Annotated in this window: 12 protein-coding genes; 7 read left to right on the top strand and 5 right to left on the bottom strand. The window is 50.6% G+C overall.

Annotation, left to right across the window (positions count from 1 at the left end):
* Positions 1-255: 255 nt before the first annotated feature.
* Positions 256-621, bottom strand: a complete 366-nt coding sequence (locus ACEYDX_RS03065) for a YkvA family protein (protein WP_373740569.1) — start codon at positions 619-621, stop codon at positions 256-258.
* 314 nt (positions 622-935) lie between these two features.
* Positions 936-1748 carry an RNA methyltransferase gene (locus tag ACEYDX_RS03060; RefSeq protein ID WP_373740568.1) on the bottom strand — a complete coding sequence of 271 codons (813 nt, stop codon included), beginning with the start codon at positions 1746-1748 and terminating at the stop codon, positions 936-938.
* A 165-nt stretch (positions 1749-1913) separates the two neighbouring features.
* On the opposite strand from ACEYDX_RS03060, the gene ACEYDX_RS03055 reads away from it, so the two are divergent.
* From ACEYDX_RS03055 to ACEYDX_RS03040, 4 genes are all read left to right on the top strand, one after another.
* A complete protein-coding gene (locus ACEYDX_RS03055; RefSeq protein ID WP_373740567.1) occupies positions 1914-2699 on the top strand; it encodes an inositol monophosphatase family protein in 786 nt (261 codons plus the stop codon).
* Positions 2700-3146: 447 nt separating this feature from the next.
* Positions 3147-4334, top strand: coding sequence for a TolC family protein (locus ACEYDX_RS03050; protein ID WP_373740570.1), 1188 nt, complete (start codon positions 3147-3149; stop codon positions 4332-4334).
* 28 nt (positions 4335-4362) lie between these two features.
* Positions 4363-6540 carry a type I secretion system permease/ATPase gene (locus tag ACEYDX_RS03045; RefSeq protein WP_373740566.1) on the top strand — a complete coding sequence of 726 codons (2178 nt, stop codon included), beginning with the start codon at positions 4363-4365 and terminating at the stop codon, positions 6538-6540.
* Positions 6541-6609: 69 nt separating this feature from the next.
* On the top strand, positions 6610-7839 hold the full coding sequence (locus tag ACEYDX_RS03040) for an HlyD family type I secretion periplasmic adaptor subunit (RefSeq protein WP_373740565.1): 1230 nt from the start codon (positions 6610-6612) through the stop codon (positions 7837-7839).
* 228 nt (positions 7840-8067) lie between these two features.
* On the opposite strand, the gene ACEYDX_RS03035 is transcribed toward ACEYDX_RS03040, so the two are convergent.
* From ACEYDX_RS03035 to ACEYDX_RS03025, 3 genes are all read right to left on the bottom strand, one after another.
* Entirely contained in the window at positions 8068-8394 is a 327-nt protein-coding gene (locus ACEYDX_RS03035; protein ID WP_373740564.1) for a hypothetical protein, read from the bottom strand.
* Positions 8395-9066: 672 nt separating this feature from the next.
* A complete protein-coding gene (locus ACEYDX_RS03030) occupies positions 9067-10032 on the bottom strand; it encodes an SPFH domain-containing protein (protein WP_373740563.1) in 966 nt (321 codons plus the stop codon).
* A gap of 18 nt (positions 10033-10050) precedes the next feature.
* Positions 10051-10452, bottom strand: coding sequence for an NfeD family protein (locus ACEYDX_RS03025; protein WP_373740562.1), 402 nt, complete (start codon positions 10450-10452; stop codon positions 10051-10053).
* A gap of 496 nt (positions 10453-10948) precedes the next feature.
* Here ACEYDX_RS03025 and ACEYDX_RS03020 point away from each other — a divergent pair, with 496 nt between their 5' ends.
* From ACEYDX_RS03020 to ACEYDX_RS03010, 3 genes are all read left to right on the top strand, one after another.
* Entirely contained in the window at positions 10949-12439 is a 1491-nt protein-coding gene (locus ACEYDX_RS03020) for a malate:quinone oxidoreductase (protein ID WP_373740561.1), read from the top strand.
* A 559-nt stretch (positions 12440-12998) separates the two neighbouring features.
* Complete coding sequence (locus tag ACEYDX_RS03015) at positions 12999-13589, top strand: Spy/CpxP family protein refolding chaperone (protein WP_373740560.1); 591 nt, start codon at positions 12999-13001, stop codon at positions 13587-13589.
* Positions 13590-13703: 114 nt separating this feature from the next.
* Positions 13704-14015, top strand: coding sequence for a DUF1971 domain-containing protein (locus ACEYDX_RS03010; RefSeq protein ID WP_373740559.1), 312 nt, complete (start codon positions 13704-13706; stop codon positions 14013-14015).
* Positions 14016-14304: the final 289 nt, after the last annotated feature.

The raw sequence follows: 14304 nt of genomic DNA, 5'->3' as shown, positions 1-14304 counted from the left end.
GCTTCCACCTTATAGCCCCGATCTGAATCAGATAGAGAAAAAGTGGGCTTGGATTAAAGGTGTTAGGAATCGGCTGCGAATTACGGATGTGGATTGGCTGTTTCAGGTGTGTATCGATAAATAAGTTTATTTGCTATAACAGGGCATGCGGTTTGCTGACTGTATCCAATCTTGGCTGAGACATCAGTACATTTTCGCAATGCTGTTTGCTTTTGCGGCTCGGGCGGTATTTGTCCGAGCGCCGCAGCTTAGACTTTACTTGCCGAACAGTTTTGCTGCCGCTTCGCGCGCCCGTTCGCGGATGTCTTCGGTCAGATAGGCTTTCATCTGGCTGTACACCAACGTAATCACGGCGATGTCATCGCTGAAGCCCAGCGGCCCGAGCAGGTCGGGAATGCTGTCGACAGGGCTGAAAAAATAAACCAGTGCGCCGAGAATAATCATCTTCGCCCGTTTGGGTGTGGCAGGCGATTTGAACACGAAGTACAGCGCATAGAGCTGGCGGACGACGGGCGCGCCCAGCCGTCCTGCGAAACGTGCGAGTTTTCGCAGAAAGCCCGGTTCGTCGAGTTGGCGGCGGCGGAATTTGGGGATGAATTCTTCAGGGTCGGGGCGGTTCATGCGGTGTCCTTGATGTGGAATGATGGATAAAGGCCGTCTGAAAAATGTTTCAGACGGCCTTTATCATACGGGCAAATCGATGGAATTCAAGCGTTTATGCTGTTTTTTTACGATGTGTTTGAATGTGTTGACACGGAAAGCGGTTGGTAGGGATTCGGAAGATGGCTTGCGGATAGGACAGTACAGTTTTCAGACGGCCTGACGGTTTAAGGCCGTCTGAAAACCCGTTGGCGTTTTTTACAGTTGCTCTGAGTTGGGATTGAATCCGAATCGGGAACAGATATGCTTTGCCGTTATTAAGGAAGATTTCAGCACTATTCTTTTCCCAACCGTTTCTTTACGGTGTTGAAAAAGCCGCGCAGGATGTCGATGTCTTCGGTTTCGGTGTTGGCGCGTGCGAAGAGGTTCTGCATTCTGCGCATCATGCGCTTACCGTTGCGGCGGTTGAAGAAGCCGATGTCGTCCATCACGCTTTCCATGTGCGCAATCATGCCGCTGATTTGGGCATGGGTGGCGGGGTGGGTTTCGTGGATAAGGTGGGTCATGGGGTTGTCGGTCTGACTGAAGATTTCGTAGCTGACGACCTGCACGGCTTGGGCAAGGTTGAGCGAGAAATAGCCGGGATTGCCGTTGATGGTCATCAGGCGGTTGCAGCTTTGCACTTCTTCGATGCTCAAGCCGAAGGTTTCGTTGCCGAAGACAAGTGCGGTGGTGTGGCCCGCGGCGGCGGTTTGCAGGATTTCGGGAACCAGGTCGCGCGGGGTTTTCAGCGGGGAAGTCAGCTCACGCTTGCGGCTGGTCAGGGCGTAGCTTAATACGGTGTCGGCAACGGCTTCGTCGAGCGTGGCGACAACGGCAGCCTGTTCCAATACGTCGGCGGCTCCGGAGGCAAGGATAAAGCTTTCTTCGGGCAACTTGAATAATTGGGGGGATGCGGGGTCGAAAACGGGCGGTTCGGGGGTCATGGGCGTGGCCATGAGATTGGGGGCGACGAGCGTCAGGCGGGTCAGTCCCATGGTTTTCATGGCGCGTGCGGCCGCACCGATGTTGGCAGGGTGGCTGGTGCGGGAAAGTACGATGCGGATGTTGCCCAAATGGTCGGGCAGGGCGGGTTTGGCGGTGTTCATGCTGGATTTCTGCTATAATTTGTAAACGTACCGTTCAGACGGCCTTTTGCTGGAAAGGCCGTCTGAACATGTTCTTTAAAACCCGTTTGCCGGAATGTTTTTACTGCATCTGCGCTGCGTCCGGCGGTGCGGATGCCGCATTGTACCCGAAATAGAAAGTATGCCATGAACCCGATTTTGAATACCGCCTTTAAAGCCGCCCGCCGTGCGGGGCAGATGATGATCCGTGCCTCTGCCAATCTCGATGCCGTAAAGGTGGACAGCAAAGCGTTTAACGATTTTGTTTCCAATGTCGACCGCGAATCGGAAGCGATTTTGGTGGACGTGCTCAAGGATGCGTATCCGCATCATAAAATCACTTGCGAGGAATCGGGTTCGCACGGTAAATCCAATGCCGAATACGAGTGGATTATCGACCCGCTCGACGGTACGACCAACTTTCTGCACGGTCATCCGCAATTTGCGGTCTCCATGGCCCTGCTGCATAAGGGAATAGTACAGGAAGCATTGGTATATGCGCCGGAACGCAACGATTTGTATATGGCTTCGCGGGGGCAGGGCGCATTGCTCAATGACCGCCGCATCCGTGTCTCGAACCGCATCGAACTCAACCGCTGCCTGATTGGAACGGGTTTCCCGGTGGTTGACCAATCCATGATGGATACTTACCTTGCGGTGTTGAAAGAGGTGTTGGCCAAAACAGCGGGTGCACGCCGCGAAGGTTCGGCCGCGCTGGATTTGTGCGCCGTGGCTGCGGGCCGCTTCGACGGGTTCTTCGAATTCAACCTGAAGCCGTGGGATATTGCGGCCGGCGCGTTAATCGTGAAGGAAGCGGGCGGTATTGTTACCGATATGCAAGGAAACGACGGTTGGCTGGAAAGCGGCGACATCGTGGCAGGTAACCCGAAAGTGTTGGCGCAATTGCTGCAAATCATCGGTAAACACATTTGAAACAACCGGCCTCAATGCCTTGAGGCCGTCTGAATTTTCAGACGGCCTTGTTTGTATGGTTGCAACAGTGGGCATATATCGCCGCTATCGCGATCGGCTTTCCGTAATTTGCTGAAAGCATAAAGAAAAATATGCGGCATATGCCGTCTGAAACGGCGGCAGGAAAACATATCGTTGATTGGCAGTCGGTTGGAAACATGATCTTTATGCACGTTGGGTAGGGAAATCAACCTTTTGTCAGGAAAAGGATGAGAAATGTTAAATATAGTGTTATCCTTTGCGGGATTATTAACAGGTCAACAATTTAATCAGAGGCTGCCAGCCGAAACGGCCGTGCGTAAATACGGACAAACAGTACAAGTTGTGAACCCCATGCAAATTTTCCCATTCAAGAAAAACGGCTTGTTGAAGTATCTTTCGGTTGTTTCAACCGCTTGTCTGTTGGGTATGCCGAATGCCCATGCGGTAGAGCTGAAAGATATTCTCAAGCATTCCATGCTTGCCGACCCGGGAGTGTTGGAAGCAAAGGCGACTGAAAACGCCGCCCGCAGTACCACCAAAGCCACCCGAGCCCGTCACTATCCCGTGTTGAGCTTGACGGGTGTGCAGGTTTTGGCTCAGAAGAACAAAGATTCCGGCGATGATATGGACGACGGATTGGGGGTGCGCGGGAATCTCAATCTCTATTCATGGGGGGCAATCAAACATGCCGTCCGTCGTGATAAAAGTAAGGAAACCTACTACAAATACAAATACTTTGAAACGCAGGAACAGCTTGGCGGAGAAATAGGCAAACTCTACCTTTCTGCGTTGCGTGCCAAAGAAATGCTGCAGATTAACCAGCAGAGTCTGATTCGTCATAACAATCTGCTTAAGGATTTGAACGTCATCGTAAAATATGACGGCGGGCGGCGTTCCGAACTGATTGAGGCGCGTGCGCGCCAGTTGCAGGTTCAGACGGCCATTGCGCAACAGCGCAGAACCATGGAAATGGCGTTGAGCCGTTTGTCGCGTTATACACAAAAACAGCTTACTGCGGCGGATTTGAAAGATCCGTTTCGTAGTGAGAGCGCCTTGTCGCTGGTCAGGCATTATAAAAATGCCGACAGCAATATGAATCCCTCCTATCGTGCCCAAAAAGCCGAACGCGACAGTATTCATGCGGAATTGGATGTTTCCAAGGCGGAACGGTTGCCAGCCGTCAATCTGGAAGGCAATGCTACCAAGGAAACGCGCCAGCTTTATCTGAACGTGAACTGGAACGTATTCGATTTGGCAGCCCGCCATAATGTCAGCAAAAACGCTCATGCGCTTTCGGCTGCCGAAGCAAAATCCGAACAGATTCTGCAAGACGTTACTGAAAAAGCGCGCACCGCCGAAATCGATATGCAACAGAGCGAACAGCGTATCGGTATTACTTCACAACATATCGGTGCTCAAAAAGACGTTGTGAAAACTTATGAACTGCAATTCAAAATCGCCCGCCGTACGTTGACGGATGTTTTAGGGGCGTATAACGAATTGGCCAGCATCGAGCAGGAAAATGTCGGTGCGCGCAACGATTTTCGCGATGCAGCCCTCGAATATTTGGTGGCACAATCCCAAGTAGCCAACTGGGCAGGCATCAGGCAATAAAATCTATAGACATTACGCGAATAACATCATGAAATCAATTATCGAACATATTGCGTTGGTTACCCGCCTGCTTGGCGCGCCTGTCTCGGAAGCAGCGTTGTCGGCGGAGGTGGTTCGGGATAAAAAACTGAACGTCAATTACCACTCACTGATGGAAGTGCTCCGCAGCCACGGTTTTGAAAATACACTGTCCAAGCGGAGTTTGGACGATATTCCTTCGCTTGCGGTTCCGGTAGTAGCGATTCTCCACAACGAAGAAGCTGCCGTAATTACCAAAATCGAAGGGGCAGGCCAAGATAAGAAATACCATATCCGCCAAGTAGACGGATTGGAACAGGTGTTGGATTACGCTCAATTATCTGTACTGTATTTGGGTTACTGTTGGTTTGTGAAGCCGAAAATGGTATCGGATGCCCGTTCAGACCTTCCTGAATACGATCTGCCTAAGGCATGGTTTTGGAAGGTTATTTGGCGTTTCCGCCGTTATTACTATCAAGTGATTTTAGCGACATTCATCATCAATTTTCTGGCTTTGGTCAGTTCATTATATGTAATGAATGTCTATGACCGCGTGATTCCCAACCAAGCTTACGAGACCTTGTGGGCACTGAGTATTGGTGTGGTTTTGGCCGTAACTTTCGAATTTTGCGCCAAAATGATTCGTGGGCATCTTACCGATATTGCGGGTAAGAAGGCCGATCTGATTATCAGCTCAGCGTTATTTCGCCGAGTAATGGCCTTGCGTTTGGCAGACCGTCCTACTTCTTCCGGTTCTTATGCCAACAATTTGCGTGAATTTGAATCCGTGCGTGAGTTTATGACCAGTGCCAGTTTGCTGACTTTGGTTGATTTGCCGTTCCTGTTACTGTTCATTACCGTTATCGGGATTGTCGGAGGTAAGCTGGCTTTGGTGCCTCTTGTGATCATACCATTGGTTGTTGTTGTGGGTATGCTGGCCCAGCGTCCGTTATCACGCCACATCAATGAATCCATGAAAGAATCTTCACAGCGTTCCGGTTTGGCAGTGGAGGCTATTGAAGGTATCGAAACTCTGAAAACCAATAATGCAACTTCATGGGCACAACAACGTTGGGATGAATATACTGCCAAAACATCAGCATCATCCATTAAAGTAAAGGATACCAGTAATTTTGTTGTTAATTTTGCCGTTGCTATGCAGCAATTGAATACCGTTTTCCTTGTATTGGTCGGTACTTATCTGATTCACGCGGAGAATACGGCTGATCGTATTACCATGGGTGCCCTCATTGCTTCCGTAATTTTATCAGGCAGGGCATTGGCACCTCTGGCACAGATTGCGGGTTTGGCAACACGTTTCCAACAGGCAAAGCTGGCTTTACAGGGGGTTAATGCAATTGTTGAACGTCCCATTGAGCGTAGTCCTGAGCGTAAATACATTACTTTAGATAATGTACAGGGTGCGGTTGGTTTTGAAAATGTATCGTTCAAATACCAAGAAGATGGTGCAGCAGCAGTAAGCGATTTGCGGCTTAATATCCGTCCGGGAGAAAAGGTTGGTATTTTAGGACGTATCGGCAGCGGTAAGAGCACGATGCTGAAACTTGCCAGCGGGTTATACGATACCGAAAAAGGCAATGTTACGCTGGATGGTGTGGATATGCGCCAGCTTGATCCAAATTTTCTGCGCAGCCAAGTATTACTACTGAGTCAAGCGCCCCGTCTGTTTTTAGGTACGTTGCGTGAAAATATGGATTTGGCACGAACCGATGGCTATTCTACAGACCAAGATCTCTTGTCTGCCTTGCGCCGTTTCGGTTTGGACAAAATCATCCGCAATCACCCGCGAGGCTTGGATATGCCGTTAGGGGAAGATGGTTTGGGCTTATCCGGCGGTCAAAAACAGATTATCGCTTTGGCTCGAATGACCCTGCGTGATCCGAAAGTGGTATTGTTAGACGAACCGACTACCAGTCTTGACCAGGCTACCGAACGTGCTGCACTTAATGCGATTGCCCAATGGGGTAAGGATCGCACGATGGTTTTGGTTACGCATCGCCCGCAGGTGTTGCAGATTGTTAACCGTATTATTGTTATGGATAACGGTAAGGTTGTAATGGACGGCCCGCGTGATTTGGTATTGCAAAACTTGATGCAAAACGAAAACAAAGCAAAACAGGAAAATTCAAGTAAGCAGCAGACTTCTCCCCAAGTTGCTGCAGGTTAATCAAGCAGGATTCAGATAATAAATGGCCGTTTTCAGACGGCCTTCGACAAGCCTTTGAAGGTTTACATTATGAGTAGCGAAAATAACGTCAAATCCAAAGATTTACACCTCATCAACGACTTAAATGCCGCTCTTCAGAAAGAAAAGCACAGCGGTCAGTTTTGGGTCATTATTCTCTTTTTCATTTTTCTGGTTGTGTTCGTGGTTTGGGCATATAACAGCCCGATTGAAGAGGTTACACGCGGACAGGGTAATGTTATTCCCAGTAGTCGTGAACAGGTGGTACAGAGCCTTGATCCCGGTATTATTACCGAGATGTTGGTAAAAGAAGGCGACATTGTTGAAAAAGGCCAAGTCCTTTTGAAGCTTGACGATACCCGCAGCTCGGCCATATTGCGTGAAAGCGAAGCCAAGGTACAGAACCTTGAAGCCATGATTGCCCGGTTGAAAGCAGAAGCTCACGGCACAGAATTGACATTCCCGAAAGGTGTCAGCCCTGAGTTGCGCCGTCGGGAAGAAGCAGCATTTGTTGCCCGTAAGCGTGCTGTTACCGATGCAGTAAAAAGTCTGACTTTGAGTAAAACATCATTGGATAAAGAAATCGGCATTACCGCTCCGATGGTTGCCCAAGGTGTTGTATCGGAAGTAGAATTGTTGAGAATGCAGCGCGAATCCAGCGAACTTTCCCTGCAAATTGCAGAACGCCGCAACCGTTATATGGCGGATGCCAGCAATGAGCTTGTCCAAGCCGAATCCGAATTGGCGCAGGCGAAAGAAAATATGGCGATGCGGGCAGATCCGGTTGATCGTGCCCTTATCCGTGCTCCCATGCGCGGTATTGTGAAAGACATCCAAATCAATACTGTTGGCGGTGTGATTAACCAGGGTCAGGACATCCTGCAAATTGTTCCTTTGGATGATAAGCTTTTGGTTGAAGCCTATATCCGTCCGCAAGACGTTGCGTTCCTGCGTCCAGGCCTTCCCGCCGTAGTCAAAGTAAGTGCCTACGATTATGCGATTTACGGCGGATTGGATGGAAAAGTAACTCTTATCAGCCCTGATACTGTAAGTAATAGTGCACAAGCCCGAGCAAACGATCTGAAACTCGATCCGAACCAAGTGTACTACCGAATTTTGGTACAGACTGATTCCAATAGCCTGAAAGATAAAAACGGTAAAGAAATGCCGATTATCCCAGGTATGGTAGCGACCGTGGATGTGAAAACGGGTGAGAAAACCGTATTCCAATATCTCATCAAACCGATTACGCGCATGAAGCAGGCTTTAAGCGAGCGTTAATCCAAAAACAGGTAAAAGGCCGTCTGAAAATAGCTTTCAGACGGCCTTTAGCATTATTACACATATAGGGTTTAATATTTGAGAGAGGTATTTAGGAGCTATATTGAAAAAACGTAGTTGTTATGTATGAGTTTCAGGTATGTTCTGCTTGCAAATTGCTTAAATATATTTTGGTATGGATGGTTAGGTGTGTTAGTAAAGAATAACAGATCCAGAACGCAATTTTTCTTACGATGTGCCGCCACAATTTGAAACAATTGTTTGCAATCTGCGTTTGAAAACAGCAGGATTACGGCGTTTTGCCGCAGATGCTGCTTCAATCGAACCGTAGCGGTGTGAGATATTGTTTTTAATACAACTGCACCGGTTGCGTGCGGTAACAGTAGAGATATCAGCGTTATGCATGATGTTGTCGGTGCAGTCTGCAATAAAAGTTTGACTGGTAGAGGGTAGAGTGCAGCCAGCCAAGAAAACGGTTAGAAAAGTAGCAGGAATAATTCGGACATGAGACATAAAAAGCTCCCAGAGTGTATGTAGGTTGGTGGGTAATATCATACGGAATCGTTTAAAAGAAATCAGACTAAAAAGAATGTAAAACGAAACCGAGCCATTGTCTGTATTTGAACAATTTTACTTTTTCAGACCGAAGAGGCGACTAAAGGTTCGGATTAAGCAGCATATTTTATCTTTTGATGGTGTGGAGCAACTTAAAAACAGTAGAGATATTGTTACTGTTGGCTGATATTTCAGTCGATATGCTCCAATTGAAAAGGTTTGGTTTACTAGATTGGTATAGCTATGGTACCTAATCTTGCTGGAGATAAGGCTATATAGGTGATAAGAGGATAATCTGGTTTTTTAGGTTGGGAGTTAAATGGATCTTGACCTTTATGAGTATATGTATATAAAGAAAAATTATAAGATGATTTATTTCGTAAATTGCTGTCTGGTTTGATTTGCATCAAAGTCTGAAAACGGTTTTAACCTATAATCACAAAAACTGAAGCCGATGCTCTAAATGCCTCCAAAACGGCGGATGTTACGGAATTGTTCAGACGGCCTGATAGGGTAGGCGGTTTGGAAATTTTTTGTACTTATCTCTTTCCTCTTGATGTGTGTGTGTTTGGGTGTGGCTTTGGCCACCCCTTTTTTTTGAAAGGCCGTCTGAAACTTTCCGGACTATTTTCCGGAAAGTTTCAGACGGCCTTGTCTTAATAAACAAATATATTAAGAAGTTTTTCCTGTTTTGCTGCCGTCTACGATTTTGAGACCTGCGGCGACGAGTCCGCCGATGTCGGCTACGTTGGCGGGTAGAATCAGGGTATTGTTTTCTTTGGCCAGCCTGCCGAAAGCTTCGACGTATTGCTCGGCCACTTTCAGGTTGACGGCTTCGCTGCCGCCGGGGCTTTGCAGGGCGTCGGCGATTTTACGGATGGCATCGGCGTTTGCTTCGGCAACCAGGCGCAGGGCTTCGGCTTCGCCTTGGGCACGGTTGATGCGGGCGATTTTTTCGCCGTTGGAAGCATTGATGGCGGCTTGGGCTTCGCCTTCGGATTGTTGGATTTCGGCTTCGCGCTGTCCGCTGGCCAGGTTGATTTGTTCGATTTTGCGGCCTTCGGATTCAGCGATGCGGGCGCGTTTTTCGCGTTCGGCGGTAATCTGTGCCTGCATGGAACGCAGGATTTCCTGTGGCGGTACTAAATCTTTGATTTCGTAACGCAAGACTTTCACGCCCCAAGATACGGCGGCTTGGTCGAGCGAAGCGACGACGGTGGAGTTGATGTCGTCGCGCTCTTCAAAGGTTTTGTCGAGTTCCATGCGGCCGATAACCGAGCGCAGGGTGGTTTGCGCGAGTTGGGTAATGGCGGTGATGTAGTTGCTCGAACCGTAGGAGGCGAGTTTGGGGTCGGTTACCTGAAAATAGATGATGCCGTCGACGGTAAGCTGAGTGTTGTCGCGCGTGATGCAGACTTGGCTGGGGACATCGAGCGGAATTTCTTTGAGTGTGTGTTTGTAGGCGACCCGGTCGATAAAGGGGACCAAGATGTTGAGGCCGGGGTTCAGCACTTTATGGAAACGGCCCAGTCGTTCGACGATATAGGCTTCCTGCTGGGGAACGACGGTAAAGGCTTTGAAGCCGAATACCAGTACGACGATGAGGATGAGAACGGGAAAACTGTAAAGAAGTTCCATGTTGTTTCCTTGTGGGGTTTAGTGAAGCTGAATCAGTAGGAGGTTGCCGTTTTTTCCGGTGATGACGGCGGTGGACGCGGAGCGTTGCCCGGCATTTTCCGCCCGTGCCTGCCAATGTGTACCGCGGTAGGCGACTTCGTAAAGATTGTCATGCAGCGGGCGGATGATTTCGACGGTTTGGCCGATGTCCAAATCGTTGCTGTCGGGGATGATGCGCCTGTTTTTCAGACGGCCGTGCACCAGCCAGATGCCCAATGCCGACAACACGGCGGCGGTAATGATGCCGGCGGTGTGGCTGCCGGTAAGGAACACGGCCAATCCCGCGCCGCCGAGTGCGGCACTGACCACCAACAGGTAAACCGTGCCGATGAACAGTTCGAGCAGCAGGACGAGTGCGGCGGCGGCAAACCAGTAGGCCATAAATTTTTCCTTTTCTTCATTGGTTTCAATTGTTTGGTTTATATAGATAAGGTTTGTTACAGAAAGTTCAAGGCCGTCTGAATCTTTTCAGACGGCCTTGGGAGCCGGTAAGGCTTGTTTTTTGATAAAATATTATCGAATTAAAATTTTTTAAAATCAGATTGTTGGGCGAGAATTTATCTGTTTGGTTTACGTTTTTACGTTTCCGTACAACGAAACCTTTGCATTTATTCATAAAATCCACTAAATTCACGTTGGGGCTACACGGAATTACAGGCGGTTTTCCCGTCATATGCAGTTGTTTTTATAACGTAAATACCTGCTTTCCGTCATAGCTTTATATGAATACAACACCGCGCCCGAATGCGCTATCTCATCCCTTTTCAGACGGCCTGCCGCCCGTGCAGGCCGTCTGAAAGCGAATGGAGCCTACTTCGGGTTGACGGATAAAACAAGCGAGCGGCACACCCGCCATCAATCAGAAGGAGCAAAGTTTATGACCACTACTGAAACCACCGACGTTATCCTGATCGGCGGCGGCATCATGAGCGCCACATTGGGCATGCTGATTAAAGAGCTCGAACCTTCGTGGCAGATTACGATGGTCGAGCGGTTGGATCAGGTTGCGCAAGAATCCTCCAATCCGTGGAACAATGCCGGTACGGGTCATTCCGCTTTGTGCGAATTGAACTATGCGCCTTTGGGAGCCGACGGTACGGTCAATCCCGACCGTGCCATCGGCATCAGCGAGCAGTTCCAAACCAGCCGCCAGTTTTGGGCGACGCTGTTGGCGGAAGGCAAGCTTGCCGACAATTCCTTCATCAATACCGTGCCGCACATGTCGCTGGTGTTCGGCGACGACCACTGCAACTATCTCAAAAAACGCTTCGATGCCTTCAAACCGCAGAAACTGTTCGAAAGCATGGAATTTTCCGAAGATGCGGCGCAAATCAGCGATTGGGCGCCGCTGACTATCGAAGGCCGCAGCGTCGGCCAGCGCATTGCCGCCACTTATTGCGCCGAGGGTACCGACATCGATTTCGGTAATCTTGCCACCCAAATGATTAAATACCTTGCCGACAACGGCATGGAAATCCACTACAACCAGCACGTTGAAGACATCCGCCGCGACAACGACGGTTCGTGGTGCATCCGGACCAACCACACCCAAAACGGTAAAAACAGCAACGACGGCATGCTGCTCAAAGCCCGTTTCGTCTTTCTCGGCGCGGGTGGCGGCGCGCTGCCGCTGCTTCAGAAAACCGGTATTCCCGAAGGCAAAGGCTACGGCGGTTTTCCCGTGTCCGGCCTGTTTTTCCGCAACAACAGCGAAGCCACCGCCATGCGGCACAACGCCAAGGTCTACGGGCAGGCAGCCGTCGGCGCGCCGCCGATGTCCGTTCCCCATCTCGATACCCGCCATGTCAACGGCAAACGCCATCTGATGTTCGGCCCGTTCGCCGGCTTCAGCCCCAACTTTCTCAAGCAAGGCTCGAAGATGGATTTGGTGCAGTCGATGAAACGCGACAACATCCTGCCGATGATGCGCGCCAGTCTCGACAATATTGCGCTGACCAAATACCTGTTCAGCGAATTGTCGAAAAAACGCGAAGAGCGGCTGGTGTCGCTGCACGAATACTACCCGCTGGCCCAAGACGACGAATGGGAGCTGATTACCGCAGGACAGCGCGTTCAGGTCATTAAAAAATGCGAGCAGAAAGGCGGCGTTTTACAGTTCGGTACCGAACTCGTCGCTTCCGCCGACGGTTCCATTGCCTGCCTGCTCGGTGCATCGCCCGGCGCATCCACCGCCGCGCCGCTGATGATCAAACTGCTGCACCAGTGCTTCCCCGAGCGTACCCGCGTATGGCGTTGCCGTCTGCGCGAGCTTGTGCCCTGTTTCGGCATCAAACTCAACGAGAACCACGGTTTGGCCGACGAGATGATGAAGTTCACTTCGGAAACCTTGGGGATTTACCATCATTAGAAGGCAGGCAGTTTGAAACCGTTGCCGCAGCATACAGGCCGTCTGAAAAAACCGTTTTCAGACGGCCTGTTCTTGTTGATAGATTGTGTTTGAATTGTGTTGATGACAACATCGATGCAGCCGTCCCCGTGCAAGTGAAACTCGGACTTCAGACGATGCGGAAACAGCCGGTTAGCTTGGGTCGCCATGCCCGCGCAGGCGGGCATCCGGAAGGCGGAGTTTCGGAATCCGTCTGAAAAAACCGCTTGTTTATCATGGCAGATCCGGATTCCCGCTTGCGCGGGCATGACGAAAAACAAAGTACCAACATACATCATCCATATACAGCCTGTTTTAAAAGACGGGTGTGTTCGTGTGCTGATTGACGGAGGGCATTAACACATTATCCAAACACAGCCTTGCAAAACCGGACGCAGCCGACGGCTTCCGAAAACAGTCGATAACGGATAAAACCGCAGCATTTACCCGCCGCAAACGCCTGTTTACGCGGCAAAACGGTAAGATTCGCCCCATAAAAGAAAAACCGCGCCCGAACATTCTGCATCAGAGGAACCACGCCATGAAACGAATCACCGCCATCAGTATTGCCGTCGTTGTCGCGCTGGCAGGCGTTGCCGTTGCCGCAGGCACGGCGGCGACGATTGCCGCGTCCGAACCGCAGGCGGAGCAGTATGTGCCGGTGAACAAGCAGAAACACCCCATGCCGTACGATTTGCGCGAGTTGGGTTTGAACGAAACCCAACAGGCTAAAATCCACGCCATTCTCGAAGAAGGCCGTCTGAACAGGGAGCGCAGCAAAAAAAGCGCCAAGCGTGCCGAAACCGAACAGAAAATCCAAGCGCGGCGCAATACCGAGCAGCAGCTGCTGTTGGGAGACAAATTTGACGAAGCCGCCGCGAAACGGCTGACTGCCGAGCGTTTGGCCGCCTACCGCAGCAGCGCCGCCGAACGCGAGCAGCGGTTTGCCGAGGCGGAGATGCGCCGTCTGAAACAGCGTTACGCCGTATTGCAGGTGCTCACGCCGCAGCAGCGGCAGCAATGGCTGGACATCCAGAACCGCAGCCCCGCCGCGCCACACGGCGGCCATTACGCCGACGGCGGCCTTGAGCCGCGCGAAGGCCGTCCCCCGTACAAACATCCCCATTACTGACGGCAGGTGCATCCGCAGGCTGCTGCCGTCTGTATCCGTTTTGTCGCGATAGTCCGCCCCGCCGGTGTCAGGCCGTCTGAAACTTGAGTTCCCCGATTCCGCAAAGAAAATTCCATGCACAAAACCGATTTATTCGTTTCCGAAACCGATTTGGCGGATTATGTACCGGTTCGCGAATATCCCGACTGGACCAGCCGAGATTTGCCGCAGCAAATCGTTGCCGCGCCGTTTTACGCCCGACTGCGCGTGATTCGGGGCAGCTTTCTGTTTCGCGCTTATGACGAACACGACCAAATCATTTACGCAGAAGTGTTTTCGCCGCAAAACCAGCAAACCCTGCTGAAACCCAATATCCGCCATACCGCCGCGGCACAGGGCGAACCGTTTGCCGCGCAGCTTACCCTGTTTGCCGAAAAAACGGATTAGGCAGGCTGTTGAGGCCGTCTGAAAATCAATGTTTACCGGTCGGGCAGTCTGATTGGGATTCGGCACGGCGTTTCAGACGGCCTGTCCGGTTTTTCCGGAGGGCAACCCGGTTTGCCGACCGAATGAATAAGGCCGTCTGAAAACCGTTACCACCGATTTTCAGACGGCCTTACTGCAAGCGTTGGCCCGTGATTTGCGCTAAAATAGCCGCATTTCATCCAACCGACAGAGATTTCCACCATGAACCTACACCAAACTGTTGCACGCGAGGCGGAACACGCTTTTGCGG

Source organism: Neisseria sp. (assembly GCF_041804105.1).
GTDB lineage: Bacteria > Pseudomonadota > Gammaproteobacteria > Burkholderiales > Neisseriaceae > Neisseria.
The sequence above is the reverse complement of the archived record's forward strand: the minus strand, read 5'-3'. Positions and strand labels throughout refer to the sequence as shown.

What these genes read in the sequence shown, in the direction of transcription:
- ACEYDX_RS03065 (WP_373740569.1), bottom strand. Translation starts at nt 621, where the DNA reads ATGAACCGCCCCGACCCTGAAGAATTCATCCCCAAATTCCGCCGCCGC.
- ACEYDX_RS03060 (WP_373740568.1), bottom strand. Translation starts at nt 1,748, where the DNA reads ATGAACACCGCCAAACCCGCCCTGCCCGACCATTTGGGCAACATCCGC.
- ACEYDX_RS03055 (WP_373740567.1), top strand. Translation starts at nt 1,914, where the DNA reads ATGAACCCGATTTTGAATACCGCCTTTAAAGCCGCCCGCCGTGCGGGG.
- ACEYDX_RS03050 (WP_373740570.1), top strand. Translation starts at nt 3,147, where the DNA reads ATGCCGAATGCCCATGCGGTAGAGCTGAAAGATATTCTCAAGCATTCC.
- ACEYDX_RS03045 (WP_373740566.1), top strand. Translation starts at nt 4,363, where the DNA reads ATGAAATCAATTATCGAACATATTGCGTTGGTTACCCGCCTGCTTGGC.
- ACEYDX_RS03040 (WP_373740565.1), top strand. Translation starts at nt 6,610, where the DNA reads ATGAGTAGCGAAAATAACGTCAAATCCAAAGATTTACACCTCATCAAC.
- ACEYDX_RS03035 (WP_373740564.1), bottom strand. Translation starts at nt 8,394, where the DNA reads ATGATATTACCCACCAACCTACATACACTCTGGGAGCTTTTTATGTCT.
- ACEYDX_RS03030 (WP_373740563.1), bottom strand. Translation starts at nt 10,032, where the DNA reads ATGGAACTTCTTTACAGTTTTCCCGTTCTCATCCTCATCGTCGTACTG.
- ACEYDX_RS03025 (WP_373740562.1), bottom strand. Translation starts at nt 10,452, where the DNA reads ATGGCCTACTGGTTTGCCGCCGCCGCACTCGTCCTGCTGCTCGAACTG.
- ACEYDX_RS03020 (WP_373740561.1), top strand. Translation starts at nt 10,949, where the DNA reads ATGACCACTACTGAAACCACCGACGTTATCCTGATCGGCGGCGGCATC.
- ACEYDX_RS03015 (WP_373740560.1), top strand. Translation starts at nt 12,999, where the DNA reads ATGAAACGAATCACCGCCATCAGTATTGCCGTCGTTGTCGCGCTGGCA.
- ACEYDX_RS03010 (WP_373740559.1), top strand. Translation starts at nt 13,704, where the DNA reads ATGCACAAAACCGATTTATTCGTTTCCGAAACCGATTTGGCGGATTAT.